The following is a 16,915-nucleotide window of genomic DNA, read 5'->3' on the forward strand; positions in this document are numbered from 1 at the left end:
TGGAGAAGGCCCTGCTCATGCTGCGGCCCGCTGCTGCGCCCGGATGGCCATCCAGGCTTCTCGGATCGGCGCGAGCAGCTCCTGACACTCGTGCAGCGCGGCGGCGTCGTTGCGCAGATTGGCCTGGGTCAGGCGCAGGTTGACGTAGGCATAGACGTCGTTGAGGTTGCGCGCCAGCTCGCCGCCCCGCTCCTGGTCGAGGGCGCAGCGCAAGCCTTCCTCGACGATGCGGACCGCCTTGCCGATGTGCTGGCCCTTGGCGCCGATGTCGCCGCGCTGCAAGGCGCCGCGCGCTGCGGCGATGGCGCTCAGGACGCCGTCGAACAGCATGGCGACGAGCTGGTGCGGATCGCCCGCGCTCACGCCGGTTTGCAACTGGATTTGTCCGTAGGCGCTGGCCTGGCTTCTGAAAGTGGCGAACATCGATGGGCCTCCTCAAATGAATCAGTCATTGGAGTTATCGGCCGCATGGGCGCCGACTTGAAGCCTTTTGCGGCCCGGGCCACGCTCACTCGCTGCTCTTGTTCCAGTTGGCGACCTGCTGGGACACGTAGCTGCTCAGGCTGCTGAGACGGCCGAGCTGGCCGTCCAGCGCGCCGTACTGGCGCAGCAGCCGCTGCTGCACGGCCTGGACCCGGGTCTCCACGCGGGCCTGGGCGTCCTCGTTGCGCTGGACAGCCGCCTGCAGGCCGCTGCTGCGCTGCGTCAGCAGGCCGTCCGTGCCGATGGCGGCGTCGGCCAGGCTCTTGAAGCGCAGGGCCATGCCCTGGTTGGCAGGGTTGCCGGCATCGATCTGACTGAAGGCCTTGGCCAGTTCCTGGGGGGCGGCCAGGGCCGCGGCGAGCCGCGTCTCGTTGAGCTTGAGCGTGCCGTCGCGCTGCGTCTCAAGGCCGATGGCCGACAGCGTGGAAAAGCTGGCGGAGGCCGAGGTGTTCTGCTGCACCAGGCTGCGCAATCGCCCCTGCAGGTTCAGCGCCGTGGCGTCGCCCTGCAGCGAGCCGGCCAGCTTGGTGCCGGCGTCGTAGCGGGTCTGCGTGCTCAGGAAGCGGCTGAGCTCGTTGTAAGCGCCGACGAAGGCCTCGACGCCCTTCTTGAGCGTCGCCTGATCGGTGCCGACGCCTATGGTCACCGGGCTCGCCGTGGCCTTGTTCAAGGTGAGGCTCACGCCCTGGATGGCCTGGTCGAGCAGGTTGCTGGACGACTCCACCGACAGCCCATTGACCGTGGCCTGGGCGTTGCGCGCGGCCTGGGTCTGGAGCATGCCGGTCGGCGGCGGCGTGGCGCTGGTGGCCGGCGGGTTGGCCACCAGGGCCGACAGGCCGCCGTTGTCCACCGGGGCGGTGACCTGGAAGCCGTTTTGCGCGCCGGTCGCGGTCGAGGTGAGGACCAGGCGAGCGCCCTGCACGTCCTGGACGATGCTGGCGCTCACGCCGGCATTCGCGGCGTTGATCTTGGCGCGCAGGCCTTCCAGCGTCTGGTCGCCGCTGCCGATCTCGATGTCCACCGCGCTGGTGCCGCTCTTGGCCGTGAAGCTGCCCATGTCCGCGCTCCAGCTGCCGAGCTGGATGCGCAGCGTGCCCGTGCCGACCACGGCCTGCGCGCTCGAGAACGCGGGCGAGGCCAGGGACTGGGCCTGGGCCAGCTGGGTGACCGTCACGCTGTAGCTTCCGGACGGCGCTCCCGCGCTGGCCGTGGCCCCGACTGAGGCCGTGTCGCTGCTGCTCGCGCTCACCGCGCTCCAGAACTCGGGCTTGGCCAGCTGCGCTGCGGCGGACTGCAGGTTGGACATGTAGCTCTGCATCAGGCCGAACGAGGACAGCTGGGCGCTGAGCTTGGACTGTTGCTGCGCCAGCAGCTCGATCGGCCGGCGCTCCAGCGCGACCAGCTGCGACACGATGCTGCCCACGTCCAGGCCGCTGCCGATGCCGGGAGAGGAAATGCCTGCCATCCGAAGACTCCTTGTGATCGCCCTGCTATCGGCACTCCAGGCGCAAAACTTGAGGGGCCGCGCGGCGCCGGCCGCTCAGGCGCGCTGGCCTCGGGCGACCATCAGCCCTGCAGCAGCTTGAGCACCTGCTGAGGCAGCTGGTTGGCCTGGGCCACCATGGCCGTGCCCGCCTGCTGCAGGATCTGGGTCTTGGACAGCATGGCCGTCTCGGCCGCGAAGTCGGCGTCCATGATGCGGCCGCGCGCCGCCGAGGTGTTCTCGGCCGTCACCTGGATGCTGGCGATGGCGTTCTCGAAGCGGCTTTGCAGGGCGCCCAGCGTGGCGCGCGAGGAGTTGATCTGGTCCAGCGCGCTGTCGATCTGCTTGAGCGCCAGGTTGGCACCGCCGTAGGACGAGATGTCCAGCGTGGTGACGCCCGTGGTGGTGGCTGCCGTGGCGTCCTCGCTCAGGTCAAAGCCCAAACGCGCGGCGTCCGCGGTGCCGGTCAGCGTGATGTTGCTGTCCGAGGTCAGCACGATCTTGGCGTTGGCCGTGTCGAAATAGGCGTTCACCCCGGTGGTCGTGGCCACGCGGTTGATCGCGTCGACCACCTGCGCCTGGCGCTCCTGCGTGGTGCCCGCCGCCGTCAGCGCGCCGATGTCCGTGCCGTTGATCAGCAAGCCGCCCGCGGCTGCCGCCGTCAGGTCGGTGATGGCGGTGGAGTTCTGCGTGGACGCCGAGCTCACCGAGCCCAGCTGCGCGAGGTTGGCGTCGGCGATCGAGGCCACGTCGATGGTCTCGCTGGCATTGGCGCCGACCTGGAACTTCTCGGCCAGGAAGCTGCCGTCCAGCAGCTTCTTGCCGTTGAACGCCGTGGTGTTGGCCACGCGGTCGATCTCGTCCTTGAGCTGGCTGACCTCGGCCTGCAGCGCGTCGCGGTCGCTCTGGCTGTTGGTGGCATTGGCCGACTGCACGGCCAGCTCGCGGATGCGCTGCAGCATGTCGCCGACCTTGCCCAGGGCGCCCTCGGCGGTCTGGGCCAGCGAGATGCCGTCGTTGGCGTTGCGCGCGGCCACGTTCAGGCCGCGGATCTGGGTGTTCATGCGCTCGGCGATGGCCAGGCCGGCGGCATCGTCCTTGGCGCTGTTGACGCGCAGGCCCGACGACAGCCGCTGCATGGCCGTGGCCAGCGCGCTCTGACTGGTGTTCAGGTTGCGCTGGGCATTGAGCGAGATGACGTTGGTGTTGATCGTCTGGGGCATGGCAGCTTTCCTTGAGAAATCGATGACTTCCGGCGTGGTGGCCGGCATACCTTTACGGCAGCATCGATTCTTGGACAGGCGCCAGCGCGGGCATCGCGGGAAAAAGCCCCCCTTTGCCCGCCATCTCGCGAAAAAGCCCCGGGGGGCCGCCAGGCGCGGCCCCCCGGGGCGGCCCTCCGGTGCGAGCCGGATCAGCGCAGCAGCGAGAGCACCTGCTGCGGCAGCTGGTTGGCCTGGGCCACCATGGCTGTGCCGGCCTGCTGCAGGATCTGCGAGCGCGACAGGTTGGAGGTTTCGGTGGCGAAGTCGGCGTCCACGATGCGGCCGCGCGCCGCCGAGGTGTTCTCCGCCGTCACCTGGATGCTGGCGATGGCGTTCTCGAAGCGGCTTTGCAGCGCGCCCAGCGTGGCGCGCGAGGAGTTGATCTGGTCCAGCGCGCTGTCGATCTGCTTGAGCGCCAGGTTGGCGCCGCCGTAGGACGAGATGTCCAGCGTGGTGACGCCCGTGGTGGTGGCGGCCGTGGCGTCCTCGCTCAGGTCGAAGCCCAGACGCGCGGCGTCCGCGGTGCCGGTCAGCGTGATGTTGCTGTCCGAGGTCAGCACGATCTTGGCGTTGGCCGTGTCGAAATAGGCGTTCACCCCGGTGGTCGTGGCCACGCGGTTGATCGCGTCGACCACCTGCGCCTGGCGCTCCTGCGTGGTGCCCGCCGCCGTCAGCGCGCCGATGTCCGTGCCGTTGATCAGCAAGCCGCCCGCGGCTGCCGCCGTCAGGTCGGTGATGGCGGTGGAGTTCTGCGTGGACGCCGAGCTCACCGAGCCCAGCTGCGCGAGGTTGGCGTCGGCGATCGAGGCCACGTCGATGGTCTCGCTGGCGTTGGCGCCGACCTGGAACTTCTCGGCCAGGAAGCTGCCGTCCAGCAGCTTCTTGCCGTTGAACGCCGTGGTGTTGGCCACGCGGTCGATCTCGTCCTTGAGCTGGCTGACCTCGGCCTGCAGCGCGTCGCGGTCGGTCTGGCTGTTGGTCGCGTTGGCCGACTGCACGGCCAGCTCGCGCATGCGCTGCAGCATGTCGCCGACCTTGCCCAGGGCGCCCTCGGCGGTCTGGGCCAGCGAGATGCCGTCGTTGGCATTGCGCGCGGCCACGTTCAGGCCCCGCACCTGCGCGTTCATGCGCTCCGAGATGGCCAGCCCGGCGGCATCGTCCTTGGCGCTGTTGACGCGCAGGCCCGACGACAGCCGCTGCATGGCCGTGGCCAATGTGTTCTGCGAGGCGCCGAGGTTGCGCTGGGCGTTCATCGAGACGACGTTGGTATTGACAGACATACCCATGTTGAGACTCCTTATTGAAATGACATCCGGCTTGCACACCGGCGTTCCCGCGACAGGCAGGCTGTGGCCGCCCTGTCCTGCCGGCTTGCGCCGGCGACACCCGGATCAGCTCGCCGCGGGACGACGCGGCGCAAGCGCCCTCGCCGCCTCCCTGGAGGCCATTCCGGTTTTCGAAGCCCGATCGCTCGAACCTCTTGCATGGCTATCGACAGGCAAGGGCTCGGGCTTTAGCGGTTTGTCCTGCGAAGCGGATGCGCCGCAGGTCGATGGCGACGGCGAAGGCCGCGGCGCCTCTTCTATGGGGCGCGCCTCGGGACAGCGGCCGCGCGGGCTGGCGCGGCATCGGAGACCGTTTGTCGGAATTTGCCTTACAGGCGTGTCGGACAAATTCCAGGCCAAAATCAGACAGCGCCGGGTGCTGGAACCCTGTCGGCGAGCTGTACAGTTAGTTTCAAATTAAAACCAACATTGACAAACCCGGGCGCGACTTGAGGAGCCTCCAGGTCAGCCCGCCGAAGCCGCCGAGAGCATGATGTCCAGCCAAACCGACCAGATCCTGAATGAAATCCGCGAGGCCAATCTCTCTTATCTGATGCTGGCCCAGCACCTGATCCGCAGCGACCGTCCCCAAGCCCTGTTCCGCCTCGGCATCTCCGAAGAATCGGCCGACATGATCGCCGCGCTAAGCCCGGCCCAGTTGCTCAAGATCGCCTCCGGCAGCACCCTGCTGTGTCGCCTGAGGGTTGACGACGAGCTCGTGTGGCGCCTGCTGACCAACCACGGCAAGCCCGAGTCCCATCTGGCCACCTCACGCCTGCACGCCAGCCTGCTGATGGCCGGACGGCACCAGGAAGCGGCCTGAGCCCGCACCCGCCGGCCATCCGCTGTCCGCGAGCGCCTCATGTCGCACAAGAGCATCCTCTTCGAAGCCCGGCAGATCGAAACGGCCGTGGCCCTGATCCGGCTCGGCGCCCGCCTGCAGGTACTGGAGGCCGAGACCGACCTGTCGTACGAGCGCCTGCTGCGCCTGTACAAGGAAGTCGCCGGCTGTTCCCCTCCGAAGGGACAGCTGCCGTTTTCGACCGACTGGTTCATGACCTGGCAGCCCAACATCCACGCCTCGCTGTTCATGAACATCCACGAGTACCTGAACAAGGCCACCGAGCTCGAAGAGATCGACGCCATCATCAAGGCCTACAGTCTCTACCTCGAGCAGATCCAGGCCCAGGACCTGAACCCGCAGATCTCGGTGACCCGCGCCTGGCGCCTGGTCAAGTTCATGGACAACAAGATGGTGACCATGACGCCCTGCTCCAAATGCGGCGGGCGTTTCGTGACGCACCCGCACGAGATTGCCCGGCACTTCGTCTGCGGCCTGTGCAACCCGCCCGCGCGCGCCGGCAAGGGCAAGGCCAGCGGCGGCCTCAAGCTGCACTGAACGTCGGCGCCCAGGCCTCCTGCCGGGCCGCCCCAAAGGAGGCCTGCACCCCCTCGGGGGGGCAGCGAATACACGCAGTGATGAGCGTGGGGGCACTACATTTCAAAAGCCCAGACTGGCCAGCAGGTCGTCGACCTGCTCCTGGTTGGTGACCACGTCGGTGCGGCCTTGCGGACTGACCACGGGGCCGTTGAGGAACTGCTGCTCCACCTTGTGCACCTGGTCCGAGGGCGCCGTCTGCAACAGCAGATGGACCAACTGGTCCTCGATGTCGGCGGCCAGGGCCACGACCTTGGCCACGACCTGGCCGGTGAGGTCGTGAAAGTCCTGGGCCAGCATGATGTCGGTCAGGTGGCGGTCGATGCGGATGGTGGCGGCCTCGACGTCGCCGACGAAATTCATCACGCCGCCGCTGGCAACGGCCTTGACCGGATCGGCCACGATGGCCTGGGCCATGCGGCGGGTCTCGCTGGCGATGTGGTCGTGCTCGGCCTTGGCCTGGTCGACCAGGTTCAGCACCTTCTCGGCGGCCGTGCCGGTTTTCTCGGCGATGTAGCTCAGGCGGCTGCGCGCGTCGGGCAGGCTGTCGGCGATCTCGCCCAGCCGGGGCATGACGCCGAGCTGAACCAGGGTGTCGTGCAGGCTGCGCGTCATCTCGCCCAGCTTCTGGAACACCTCGGGCGAGGCGGTGGCGTGGGCGCTGGCGGCGGTGTCTGAAGGCATGTGCGCGCTCATTTCAGTGCCCCATCTTCTGCATGATCTTCTGGATCTTCTCCTCCAGCGTCGCCTTGGTGAAAGGCTTGACGATGTAGCCCGCGGCGCCGTTCTGTGCGGCGCGCACGATGTCCTCCTTGCGCGCCTCGGCGGTCACCATGAGCACGGGCAGGCGCTTGAGCCGCTCGTCGGCTTTGACCTGGGCCAGCAGATCGAAGCCGTTCATATTGGGCATGTTGATGTCGCTGACCACGAAGTCGAAGCTCCCGCTCTGCAGCATCTGCAGGGCCACGGCCCCGTCCTCGGCCTCCTCGGCATTCTGGTAGCCGATTTCCTTGAGCAGGCCGCGCACGATGCGGCGCATGGTTGAGAAGTCATCGACGATCAGAAACTTCAGGTCGGCAGCGGTGCTCATGAGGGTTCCTTGCGGGCGAAGTGGGCGTTGACAGGCTTATCGGCGGCGGGCGGAAAAACTTGAGCCGGATCAATCGGCGGGTCCGGGGTGCAGCGCCGGGCCGACCGCCGCGGCCGAGCCGATCTCGACGTCGCCGTCGCGGTCGAAGCGCCGCTCGGCGTCCCGGTTCATGACGATGATGCTGATGCGGCGATTGACCGCGTTGCGCGGGTCCTCCTTGTCCAGCAGCGCGCTGGAGGCCAGCCCCAGCACGCGAACCACCTGTCCCTCCTGCAGCCCGCCCGCCACCAGTTCGCGCCGCGAGGCATTGGCACGGTCGGCCGACAGCTCCCAGTTGCTGTAGCCGCGCTCGCCGCGCTGGTAGATCGCGGCATCGGTGTGGCCGGTCAGGCTGATCTTGTTGTTCACCTCGGCCAGCACCGCGCCGATCTCGCGCAGGATCTCGCGCATGTAGTCCTTGACCTGCGCGCTGCCCGTGTCGAACATGGGGCGGTTTTGCTCGTCGACGATCTGTATGCGCAGCCCGTCGGGCGTGATGTCGATGCGGATCTGAGGCAGGAACTGGGCCAGGCGCGGATGCTGGCTCAGGACCTGCACCACGCGGCGCTTGAGCGCGGCCTGCTCGGCCGCCTCCTGCATGGCCCGCAGGTGGCTGGAGCTCTGGGGCGACAGGACGTCGCCGCGCCTGACTTGGCCCATGCTGCGCGTCAGGTCGGTGCCGCCGCCCTTGAGGACATGCGAGCCGTCGCCCAGGCCCGAGCCTCCCTCGACGCGCGCCAGCTTGGGCGGCGTCGAGAAATAGTCGGCGATGCCCTTGCGGTCGCCTTCGGTCGTCGCGCCCAGCAGCCACATCAGCAGGAAGAAGGCCATCATGGCCGTGACGAAGTCGGCGTAGGCGATCTTCCAGGCGCCGCCGTGGTGGGCGTGGGCCTGTTTGCGCACCCGCCTGACGATGATGGTCTGGTGTTTCTTCGGATCAATGGCCATCTCGGCTCCTTGTCGCCCTGCCCGCTCAGGCCTTGCGTCCCTTGACGTGGCCTTCCAGCTCGGAGAAGCTGGGACGCTCGGTCGAGTACAGGACCTTGCGGCCGAATTCCATGGCCACCTGCGGGGCATAGCCCTGCATGCTGGCCAGCAGGGTGGTCTTGATGCATTGCAACTCCTTGGTGCCCTCGTCGTTCTTCTGCTCCAGCAGGCCGGCCAGCGGCTCGACGATGGCGTAGGCCAGCAGGATACCCAGGAAGGTCCCCACCAGGGCCGAGCCGATCATCGCGCCCAGCACGGCCGGGGGCTGGCCCACCGAGCCCATGGTGTTGACCACCCCCAGCACCGCAGCGACGATGCCGAAGGCCGGGAGGCCGCCGGCCACGCGCTGGATCGCCGCCACCGGGGCATGGGCCTCGTGGTGGTGGGTCTCGATCTCGCTGTCCATCAGCGACTCGATCTCGTGGGCGTTGAGGTTTCCCGAGACCATCATGCGCAGGTAGTCCGTGATGAATTCCACGACGTGGTGGTCGCTGCCGACCGTCGCGTACTTCTTGAACAGCGGCGACTCGTGCGGCGCGTCCACGTCCTTCTCGACGGCCATCAGGCCTTCCTTGCGGGCCTTCTGCAGGATCTCGTAGAGCAGGGCCATCAGCTCCATGTAGCGTGCCTTGGTGTACTTGGAGCCCTTGAGCAGCTTGGGGATGGCGCCGAAGGTGGCCTTGAGTACCTTGGGCTGGTTGTTCACGACGAAGGCGCCAAACGCGCCGCCGCCGATCACCATCATTTCGGTCGGCAGCGCGGCCAGCACGACACCTATGCTGCCGCCATGGAGGATGAAGCCGCCAAAGATGCAGCCCAGTGCCACGAAGTAGCCAACGATGACGAGCATGCCGTAAGTCTTTCCCTGTGCCGGGCCGCCGTGAGGAACGGCCTTCGAGCCCTGCAAACCCTTATCGGCGCCCCCGCCGGGAACTTGAGCGGGGCGCCCCGGCAGACGGCGCCACGGCGGGAACAGGGGCGGTTCTGCCCCGCTTTTCCGGCTTAAGTGCGCGCACGGGCTTTCCATAATGGCCTGGTCAGCTTTCGCCGCCCATGTCCACCGACTCCCAAGACCGCAACCTGCCGGCCTCCGCGCGCAAGATCCGCAAGGCGCGCGAGCAGGGCCAGGTCGCACGCTCGCGGGACCTGGGCCATTTCATGCTGGTGGCCACCGGCGCGCTGCTGCTGGCGACGGCCAGCCCCTGGCTGGCGCGCTGGCTGCTGGACATGGTGGCGAGCGACTTGCGCTTCACGCCGTCCGAGCTGCGCTCGACCGCGGCCATGGGCGAGCGTCTGGCCCAGGGTGGCGCCCGGATGCTGCAGGTGATCGTGCCGGTGGGCCTGGTGATGGGGCTCGCCGGCGTGCTCGGCGCGCTGGCCGGCGGCGGCTGGAACTGGAGCCTGAAGGCCGTCGCGCCCAGCTTCTCCAAGCTCAACCCGATCGCCGGACTGGGGCGCTTCTTCTCCACGGAACAGCTGAGCCAGGCGCTCAAGGCCAGCCTGCTGAGCCTGGTGCTGGGCGCGGTCGGGGCCGCCTACCTGTACACGCGGCTCGACGCCTTCTCCGGCATGCTGGCCCTGCCCTTGCCGGCCGCCGCGAGCGGGATCGGCGGGCTGTTGCTCGGCGGCCTGGCCCTGCTGCTGATCGCCCTGGGCCTGTTCGCCGCCGTCGACCTGCCGCTGCAGCGGCAGCTGCTGCACCGGCGCCTGAAGATGAGCCAGCGCGAGGCGCGCGACGAGCACCGCGAGCTCGAAGGCAATCAGGAAGTGAAGGCCAAGATCAGGGCGCTGATGCGCGATCAGGTGCGCCGCCGCATGATGGCGGCCGTCCCCGGCGCCGACCTGGTGGTCATGAACCCGACGCACTACGCGGTCGCGCTCAAGTACGAGGAAGGCCGCATGGCCGCGCCGCGCGTGGTCGCCAAGGGGCTGGACCTGCTGGCCATGCGCATCCGTGACCTGGCCCAGTCCAATGGCGTGCCCGTGCTGCAGGCGCCCGCCCTGGCGCGCGCGCTGTACGCCCATGGCGAGGTCGACTGCGAGATTCCCGCCGCGCTCTACGCGGCCGTGGCGCAGGTGCTGGCCTATGTCTACCAGCTGCGTGCCTCCGCAGCCGGGCGCGCGCCCATGCCCGCGGGCCTGCCCGAGCTGCCGGTGCCGGCCGCGCTCGATCCCCAACACGAACCGCCCTCGCCCCCAGCACCCGACCGATGAACACCCCCCCGCCTCTCATGCCCGGCCTGCAGCGACTGCAGCCCCTGCTCGCCGCGCTGCCGCTGCGGGCCCTGGCCGCCCCGCTGGTGGTGGTCATGATCCTGGTCATGATGGTGCTGCCGCTGCCGCCCTTCGTGCTGGACCTGCTGTTCACCTTCAACATCGCGATCGCGCTGATGGTCATGCTGGTGTCGGCCTACATGGTGCGGCCGCTGGACTTCGCGGCCTTCCCCTCGGTGCTGCTGTTCACCACCATGCTGCGCCTGTCGCTGAACGTGGCGTCGACCCGGGTGGTGCTGCTGGAGGGCCATACCGGCACCGGCGCCGCGGGCCAGGTCATCGAAAGCTTCGGCCATTTCCTGATCGGCGGCAATTTCGCGGTCGGTCTGATCGTGTTCGCGATCCTGGTGGTGATCAACTTCATCGTCGTGACCAAGGGTGCCGAGCGCATCGCCGAGGTCGGCGCGCGCTTCACCCTGGATGCGATGCCCGGCAAGCAGATGGCCATCGACGCCGACCTCAACGCCGGGCTGATCGACGAGAAGGAAGCGAGGCGGCGGCGCGCCGAGGTCGGCGAGGAGGCCGGCTTCTTCGGCGCCATGGACGGCGCCTCCAAGTTCGTGCGCGGCGACGCGGTGGCCGGCATCCTGATCCTGGCGATCAACGTCGTCGGCGGGCTGATCGTCGGCGTGGCCCAGCACGGGCTGCCGGTGCAGCAGGCCACCAACGCCTATGTGCTGCTGGCCGTCGGCGATGCCCTGGTGGCCCAGATCCCGGCCCTGCTGATCTCTATCGCCGCCGCCATGGTGGTCTCCCGCGTGGGCAAGGACCAGGACGTGGGCCACCAGATCACCGGCCAGCTGTTCGGCTCGCCGCGGGCCCTGGGCATCGCGGCGGCCGTGATCGGCACCATGGGCGTGATTCCCGGCATGCCGCACCTGACCTTCCTCGCCATCGCGGCGGCCATGGGCTGGGGAGCCCATGTGCTGCACCAGCGCCAGGCGCGTGCGCAGCTGCAGGCGCAGCACAGCCCGGCGCAGGCCAGCCCTGCCCACCCCAATGCCGAGGCCAGCTGGGACGACCTGCAACCAGTGGATCTGCTGGGCCTGGAGGTCGGCTACCGGCTGATCCAGCTGGTGGACGCCGACCGCCAGGGCGACCTGCTGGCGCGCATCAAGGGTGTGCGCCGCAAGTTCGCCCAGGAGGTCGGCTTCCTGCCGCCAGCCGTGCACATTCGTGACAACCTGGAGCTCAAGCCCAGCGCCTACCGCATCAGCCTGCGCGGCGCGGTCGTCGGCGAGGGCGAATGCTTTCCCGGCATGTCGCTGGCCATCAACCCGGGCCATGCCGCGACCGCGCTGGCCGGCACCCACACCACCGACCCGGCCTTCGGCCTGCCCGCGGTCTGGATCGAGGAGCGCCAGAAGGAAAACGCGCAAATGGCCGGTTATACGGTGGTTGATTCCTCGACCGTGGTCGCGACCCATCTTTCACACTTGATGCAGGTCCACGCCGCCCGCCTGCTGGGACGCACCGAGGTGCAGCAGCTGGTGGAGCATGTGGCCCGACTCGCCCCGAAACTCATCGAGGATGTGGTGCCGAAGATGGTCAGCATCCCGGCCTTGCAGAAGGTGCTTCAGTTGCTGCTGGAAGAATCCGTACACATCCGTGACATGCGGACCATCGTCGAAACCCTGGCCGAACACGCCGGCGCGACGCCCGAGCCGGCCGAGCTCGCCAGGCGCATCCGCATCAACCTGGCGCCCGCCATCGTCCAGCAGATCTACGGCCCTGTGAAGGAGCTGGACGTAATCGCCATCGCACCGGACCTGGAACGCCTGATCACCCAGGCCCTGACCTCGCCGCACGGCGCGGCGCTGGATCCCGGAGTGGCCGAGACCGTGACCCAGTCGGCGGCCAGCGCCAGCAAGAAGCAGGAGGACCTCGGCGTGCCTGCCTGCCTGCTGGTGCCCGACGCCATCCGCCCCCCCATGGCGCGGTTGCTGCGCCGCGCCGCGCCGCGCCTGGCGGTGCTGGGCCATAGCGAGATCCCCGACACCCACACCATACGCATAGGCTCGCTGATCGGAGGTGCGGCATGAACGTCAGGCGCTTCATCGCCGCCACCGCGCGCGACGCCCTGACCCAGGTGCGCGCCGCCTTCGGCGACGACGGCATGGTGCTCGCGACGCGCCCCTGCGCCGAGGGCGTCGAGGTGCTGGCCATGGCCGCCGAGGGCGCGCCGCGGCACGAGACCACCGACGCCGGCCAGGCCGCTTCGCGGCACCCGCCGGCCAGTTCGGTGAGCGAGGACGTGCAGCAGCTGGCCATGAGCACCCTGTCCTTTCAGGACTACGTGCGCGAGCGCATGCTCAAGCGGCGCCAGGCCGCGCCGCTGCCCTCACCCGCTGAACTCGAGCCGCCCGCGCCCGCCGGGGCCGACGCCGTTGCGGCGCGCCTGGGCGCCGAGCATGAGCGCGCCGTGCTCGACGAGTTGCGCAACGTCAGGACACTGATCGAGTCGCGCTTTGGCGCGATGGCGTTCATGGACGGGCTCAGGCGCAGCCCTGCCCAGTCTCAGCTGGCGGCCCGGCTGCTGCAGGTCGGCTTGTCGCCGGCCCTGGTGCGCACCCTGGTGCAGCGCCTGCCGGCGGACGCGGGCGACGGCCTGGCCTGGGCCCGCGAGGTGCTGGCGCACAACCTGCGCACCGGCGAGACGGAGCCGGCGCTCGAGGACCAGGGCGGCGTTTTCGCTTTGGTAGGCGCGACCGGCGTCGGCAAGACCACGGGCACGGCCAAGCTGGCGGCGGCCTTTGCTGCCAGGCATGGCGCCGCGCAGCTGGGCCTGATCACGCTGGACGCCTACCGCGTCGGCGCCCACGAGCAGTTGCGCGCCTACGGCCGCATCCTGGGCGTGGCGGTGCACACCGCCCACGACCGCGCGGCGCTGGATGACCTGCTGGACCTGCTGTCCGTCAAGAAGCTGGTGCTGATCGACACCGCCGGCCTGGCCCAGCACGACGACCGCACGCAGGAGCTGCTGGAGATGCTGGGCGATGCGCGCATCCGGCGCCTGCTGGTGCTGAACGCGGCGGCCCAGGGGGAGACCCTGGAGGATGTGGCGAAGGCCTACCGCGCCAGCGAGTGCCACGGGGTGGTGCTGTCCAAGGTGGACGAGGCCGTGCACCTGGGTACCGCGCTCGACGTGCTGGTGCGCCACAAGCTCAAGCTGGTGCAGGTCGCGGACGGGCAGCGCGTGCCCGAGGACTGGCATCGCCTGTCTGCCCAGGCCCTGGTGCAGCGCGCGCTCGGCCGCGAGGGCCGTGCGGCCTACCGCATGGACGCCGAGGATCTGCAGCTCATGTTCGGCCCGGTGCCCGGCCCGGCTAGCGAGGGCCTGCATGCTTGAGGAGATCGCCGATCAGGCCCAGGGCCTGCGCCGCCGCTTTCAGCGTCCGCAGTTGCAGATGCTGCCGCTCGTGGCCAATCCCCATGTGGCCGGCACGCACCGCCTGCTCGATGCCCTGTGCCGGGCGCTGGGCCGCCATGGGCTGCGCTGCCTGGTGGTCGACGCCGTGCCCGGCGCCGGCGGCCAGGACCGCGCCCTGACGCAGGCCCTGGCGCGCGGCGCCGGCCTGGAACGCTGGATCGAGCATGTCGAGACCCATGTGGCGGTGCTGGCCGCCGACCCGGCGGCCTGGTGCGCTGGGTCGGACAGCGAGCTGCTGGCACGCTGGTCCAGGGCCTTGCAGCAGGCCGCGCCGGACACGGACGTGGTCGTCTTCCACGCCCAGGCCGAACTGCTGAGCCGCCTTTTCGCCCGGCACGAGGTCTGTCCGCTGGTGCTGTGCGGCGACACGCCGGACAGCCTCACCCATGCCTACGCCGGCATCAAGACCCTGAGCCTGCAGGCCGGCCTCAGGCGCCAGGCCGTGCTGCTGGACCTGCCGCGCCACGAGGCGCAGCTGCCAGCAGCGGCCGCGCGCCTGGCGCGCTGCGCCAGGGACTTCCTCGGTGCCCAGTTGCACCCGCTCGCATGGACGCATGCCATGGGCGCCAGCGAGCAGGCCCTGGCGCACCAGCTGAGCGGGCTGTCGATCGGCCTGCTGCGCGAGGCGCTCGAGCCGCCACCGCGTGCGCCTGGCCACGCCACGCTGTCGACCCGGCCGGCAGCCGCACCGGCCCGCGTTCTGCACTGACATTCCCGGAGCTTTCCATGTACACCGCCAAAGGCCGCCTCGACCACAGTTCGATGCTCAAGCAGTACAGCCCGCTGGTGAGGCGGCTGGCCCACCAGATGATTGCCAAGCTGCCGGCCAACGTCGAGATAGACGACCTGATCCAGGTCGGCATGATGGGGCTCAACGACGCGCTCAGCCGCTTCGACGCGGCGCAGGGCGTGCAGTTCGAGACCTTCGCCTCCCAGCGCGTGCGCGGCGCCATGCTCGACGAGCTGCGCGGCACGGACTGGATGAGCCGGGGCGACCGAAAGCAGCAGCGCTCGATCGAGCAGGCGGTGCACAGGCTCGAGCAAAAGCTCGGGCGGGCGCCGCTCGAGAGCGAGATCGCCGCCGAGATGGGCATCGCCCTGGCGCAGTACCAGGAATTGCTGGGCAAGGTGCGCGGCACACAGCTGGTCTACCTGGAGGACATGGGCAGCGAGGACGGCGACAGCGATTTCCTCGAGCGCCACATGGCCGACCGCGATGCCGATCCCCTGAGCCGGCTGGACGACTACCGGCTGCGCGCAGCCCTGGTCGATGCCATAGCCCAGCTGCCCGAGCGCGAGCAGTACGTGATGAGCATGTACTACGAACAGGGCATGAACCTCAAGGAAATCGCCGCAGTGCTGGGCGTGACCGAGTCGCGCGTCTGCCAGCTGCACAGCCAGTCGATCGCCCGCCTGCGCGTCAAGCTGCGCCAGTGGTGAGCCCCCTACAGGAGGCCTGAACGATCAGGGCGCTGCGTACACCACGGCCGGCGTCGCGGGCATCAGCACATTCATGGCGCGCTGCACCGCGGCACTGGCACGGGCCAGGCTTTCACGCTCGGCAGCCACGGCGCCCTGCAGCTTGGCCAGGCGCGGCCGCAGGCCGTCAGGCAAGCCACCGCCCTGCGCGGTCGCCGAGCTCAGCACTGCCATGGCCTGCTGCAGGCTGCGCTGCAGCCGCGCCGAGCCGGCGGAGATGGCTTCGCTGTCGCGCTCGCGCAGGGCCTGGGCCAGGGACTCCAGTTGCGACTCGAGCGACCGAATCAAGGCTTCGAGCGGCTGGGCGGGGCGTTCGATGGCGGGGGCGGGCGTTCTCATCGGATGCGGGCGGCGTCAGTGGGTCGGGCCGGTCAGCAACTCGCGCGCATTGGCGATCAGCTGGTCGGCGATCGCTCCGGGGTTGGGCTTGAAGCGGCCTTCGGCAATGGCCTGGCGCATGGCCTCGACCTTTTCGGCGTTGAACTCGGGCGTGCCGGACATCAGCTCCCTGGCGGTGCCGGACAAGTGCACCGTGGCGCTTTCGGGGCGGCCTTCGGGCGGGGCCAGTGGCGGCTGCGCCGCGTCGCTGCGCCCGGTCTCGCGCGCGCCCGCGGGGCTTGTGCCGCCAGCGGTGCCGGCGACCGTCGTGGCTTCAATGGGTTGACCGATTTTCATGGATATGTCCTCGCACGGAGTGGATGCGGCAAGCGCCTTGCCGCCATGATCGCTGTATCGGCCGCCCAAGGCAAAAATTTAGCCCTGTTTGACGCATCGCCGCCACGGCTCACAACAGCACCTCGACGGTGCGCTCGGCGCGCGCGATGCCGCTGACCACCCGGCCGCCTTCCACCATCACGCGCACGGTCTGGCCGTCCAGCCCCGGGCCCAGGGCCCGCCCCTCGCTGCGGATCGCAAATCCCCGCCCCTGGGCCAGCAGCCTGACCGTCTCGCCGACGCCGAACCACTGCCTGGGCCGCAGGTGATGCTCGCGCAGGACCTGGCCCGCCGCCAGGGGCCGGGCCAGGCTGCGTCCGCGCAGCGCGTCGGCGTCGACCAGGGCCGGCGAGGCCTCGGCCGCCAGGTCGACCTCGGCCAGGCGCAGGACCTCGGCAGACAAGGCCCGCCCCGGCGCCAGATCGGCGCTGGCCGTGAGGGCCTGGCCGAACACCCGCACCGTGGCCGGCAGGTAGACGTTCCAGCGCGTGGCGCCTTCCAGGCAGCGCAGGCCGATGCGTATGCGCCCCCAGGGCCGGGTGCCCGGCGGCAGATAGGGCTCCATCCGAAGGCAAGGCGCGAGCCGGATGCGCTCGTCGAGCGCGCCCAGGCTGACCTCCACGCGCGGCCGCCGGCCCGCCGGGCCCGCGACCGCCGCCCCACCGGCATGGGCCTGGACCCACTCGGTCAGCCGACCGGCAAGCGGTGCGGCATCGGGCGTCGTGTCCGCGGCTGCGCCGCGCAGGGCGCACAGCAGCATCAGGCCGGCGCACAAGGTGCGTCGCCAGTCGCCAGGAATGAAGCGCGGTTTGGACATGCGGGCAAGGGGAAGCTCCATCGTGACTGTAGGCGCAGCGGCCGCCGGCCTGGCTTCGAATTGAGCGTTTTTTGGCCGCTTATTCGCGTGA

18 protein-coding genes are annotated in these 16,915 nt (G+C 69.5%); 7 read left to right on the plus strand and 11 right to left on the minus strand.

Annotated features, from left to right (window positions below; translation table 11 throughout):
* Positions 1 to 15 precede the first annotated feature (15 nt).
* The 4 genes from fliS to FFS10_RS09945 all read right to left on the minus strand — a co-directional run bounded on the left by fliS (position 16) and on the right by FFS10_RS09945 (position 4,517).
* Positions 16 to 423 carry a flagellar export chaperone FliS gene (gene fliS, locus FFS10_RS09930; RefSeq protein WP_137894094.1) on the minus strand — a complete coding sequence of 136 codons (408 nt, stop codon included), beginning with the start codon at positions 421 to 423 and terminating at the stop codon, positions 16 to 18.
* 85 nt (positions 424 to 508) lie between these two features.
* Positions 509 to 1,948 carry a flagellar filament capping protein FliD gene (gene fliD, locus FFS10_RS09935; RefSeq protein ID WP_137894096.1) on the minus strand — a complete coding sequence of 480 codons (1,440 nt, stop codon included), beginning with the start codon at positions 1,946 to 1,948 and terminating at the stop codon, positions 509 to 511.
* 101 nt (positions 1,949 to 2,049) lie between these two features.
* A complete protein-coding gene (locus FFS10_RS09940; protein ID WP_137894098.1) occupies positions 2,050 to 3,189 on the minus strand; it encodes a flagellin in 1,140 nt (379 codons plus the stop codon).
* Between the two features lie 191 nt (positions 3,190 to 3,380).
* Positions 3,381 to 4,517, minus strand: a complete 1,137-nt coding sequence (locus tag FFS10_RS09945) for a flagellin (protein ID WP_137894100.1) — start codon at positions 4,515 to 4,517, stop codon at positions 3,381 to 3,383.
* 532 nt (positions 4,518 to 5,049) lie between these two features.
* Here FFS10_RS09945 and flhD point away from each other — a divergent pair.
* Both flhD and flhC read left to right on the plus strand, forming a co-directional pair.
* Entirely contained in the window at positions 5,050 to 5,379 is a 330-nt protein-coding gene (gene flhD / locus FFS10_RS09950; RefSeq protein ID WP_137894201.1) for a flagellar transcriptional regulator FlhD, read from the plus strand.
* A gap of 39 nt (positions 5,380 to 5,418) precedes the next feature.
* Positions 5,419 to 5,955: a flagellar transcriptional regulator FlhC gene (gene flhC / locus FFS10_RS09955; RefSeq protein WP_137894102.1), complete on the plus strand. Its 537-nt coding sequence runs from the start codon at positions 5,419 to 5,421 to the stop codon at positions 5,953 to 5,955.
* A 102-nt stretch (positions 5,956 to 6,057) separates the two neighbouring features.
* Here the strand turns inward: flhC and FFS10_RS09960 are convergent, their stop codons facing one another.
* The 4 genes from FFS10_RS09960 to motA all read right to left on the minus strand — a co-directional run bounded on the left by FFS10_RS09960 (position 6,058) and on the right by motA (position 8,960).
* On the minus strand, positions 6,058 to 6,678 hold the full coding sequence (locus tag FFS10_RS09960) for a protein phosphatase CheZ (RefSeq protein ID WP_137894104.1): 621 nt from the start codon (positions 6,676 to 6,678) through the stop codon (positions 6,058 to 6,060).
* A 13-nt stretch (positions 6,679 to 6,691) separates the two neighbouring features.
* Positions 6,692 to 7,084, minus strand: a complete 393-nt coding sequence (gene cheY, locus FFS10_RS09965) for a chemotaxis response regulator CheY (protein ID WP_137894106.1) — start codon at positions 7,082 to 7,084, stop codon at positions 6,692 to 6,694.
* Positions 7,085 to 7,153: 69 nt separating this feature from the next.
* A complete protein-coding gene (gene motB / locus FFS10_RS09970; RefSeq protein ID WP_137894108.1) occupies positions 7,154 to 8,071 on the minus strand; it encodes a flagellar motor protein MotB in 918 nt (305 codons plus the stop codon).
* 25 nt (positions 8,072 to 8,096) lie between these two features.
* Positions 8,097 to 8,960, minus strand: coding sequence for a flagellar motor stator protein MotA (gene motA / locus FFS10_RS09975; protein ID WP_137894110.1), 864 nt, complete (start codon positions 8,958 to 8,960; stop codon positions 8,097 to 8,099).
* Between the two features lie 203 nt (positions 8,961 to 9,163).
* Here motA and FFS10_RS09980 point away from each other — a divergent pair, with 203 nt between their 5' ends.
* The 5 genes from FFS10_RS09980 to FFS10_RS10000 are packed head-to-tail and all read left to right on the plus strand — an operon-like array spanning position 9,164 to position 15,254.
* Entirely contained in the window at positions 9,164 to 10,324 is a 1,161-nt protein-coding gene (locus tag FFS10_RS09980) for an EscU/YscU/HrcU family type III secretion system export apparatus switch protein (RefSeq protein WP_137894112.1), read from the plus strand.
* Between the two features lie 17 nt (positions 10,325 to 10,341).
* On the plus strand, positions 10,342 to 12,426 hold the full coding sequence (flhA, locus tag FFS10_RS09985) for a flagellar biosynthesis protein FlhA (protein WP_137894203.1): 2,085 nt from the start codon (positions 10,342 to 10,344) through the stop codon (positions 12,424 to 12,426).
* Positions 12,423 to 13,733 carry a flagellar biosynthesis GTPase FlhF gene (flhF, locus tag FFS10_RS09990; protein ID WP_137894114.1) on the plus strand — a complete coding sequence of 437 codons (1,311 nt, stop codon included), beginning with the start codon at positions 12,423 to 12,425 and terminating at the stop codon, positions 13,731 to 13,733. Before flhA ends, flhF begins: the two co-directional genes overlap by 4 nt.
* On the plus strand, positions 13,726 to 14,523 hold the full coding sequence (locus tag FFS10_RS09995) for a MinD/ParA family ATP-binding protein (RefSeq protein ID WP_137894116.1): 798 nt from the start codon (positions 13,726 to 13,728) through the stop codon (positions 14,521 to 14,523). Before flhF ends, FFS10_RS09995 begins: the two co-directional genes overlap by 8 nt.
* 17 nt (positions 14,524 to 14,540) lie before the next feature.
* On the plus strand, positions 14,541 to 15,254 hold the full coding sequence (locus FFS10_RS10000; RefSeq protein WP_137894118.1) for an RNA polymerase sigma factor FliA: 714 nt from the start codon (positions 14,541 to 14,543) through the stop codon (positions 15,252 to 15,254).
* Between the two features lie 24 nt (positions 15,255 to 15,278).
* Here FFS10_RS10000 and FFS10_RS10005 read toward each other — a convergent pair whose 3' ends face one another.
* The 3 genes from FFS10_RS10005 to flgA form a co-directional block, all read right to left on the minus strand.
* A complete protein-coding gene (locus FFS10_RS10005) occupies positions 15,279 to 15,632 on the minus strand; it encodes a hypothetical protein (protein ID WP_137894120.1) in 354 nt (117 codons plus the stop codon).
* A 15-nt stretch (positions 15,633 to 15,647) separates the two neighbouring features.
* Positions 15,648 to 15,968: a flagellar biosynthesis anti-sigma factor FlgM gene (gene flgM / locus FFS10_RS10010; RefSeq protein WP_137894122.1), complete on the minus strand. Its 321-nt coding sequence runs from the start codon at positions 15,966 to 15,968 to the stop codon at positions 15,648 to 15,650.
* A gap of 109 nt (positions 15,969 to 16,077) precedes the next feature.
* The gene (gene flgA / locus FFS10_RS10015; RefSeq protein ID WP_249931240.1) at positions 16,078 to 16,824 is read right to left on the minus strand and encodes a flagellar basal body P-ring formation chaperone FlgA; all 747 of its coding nucleotides are present in this window, start codon (positions 16,822 to 16,824) and stop codon (positions 16,078 to 16,080) included.
* Between the last annotated feature and the right edge of the window lie 91 nt (positions 16,825 to 16,915).

The sequence above is a fragment of the Ramlibacter sp. 2FC genome (assembly GCF_005503345.1).
Classification (GTDB): Bacteria; Pseudomonadota; Gammaproteobacteria; order Burkholderiales; family Burkholderiaceae_C; genus SCMQ01.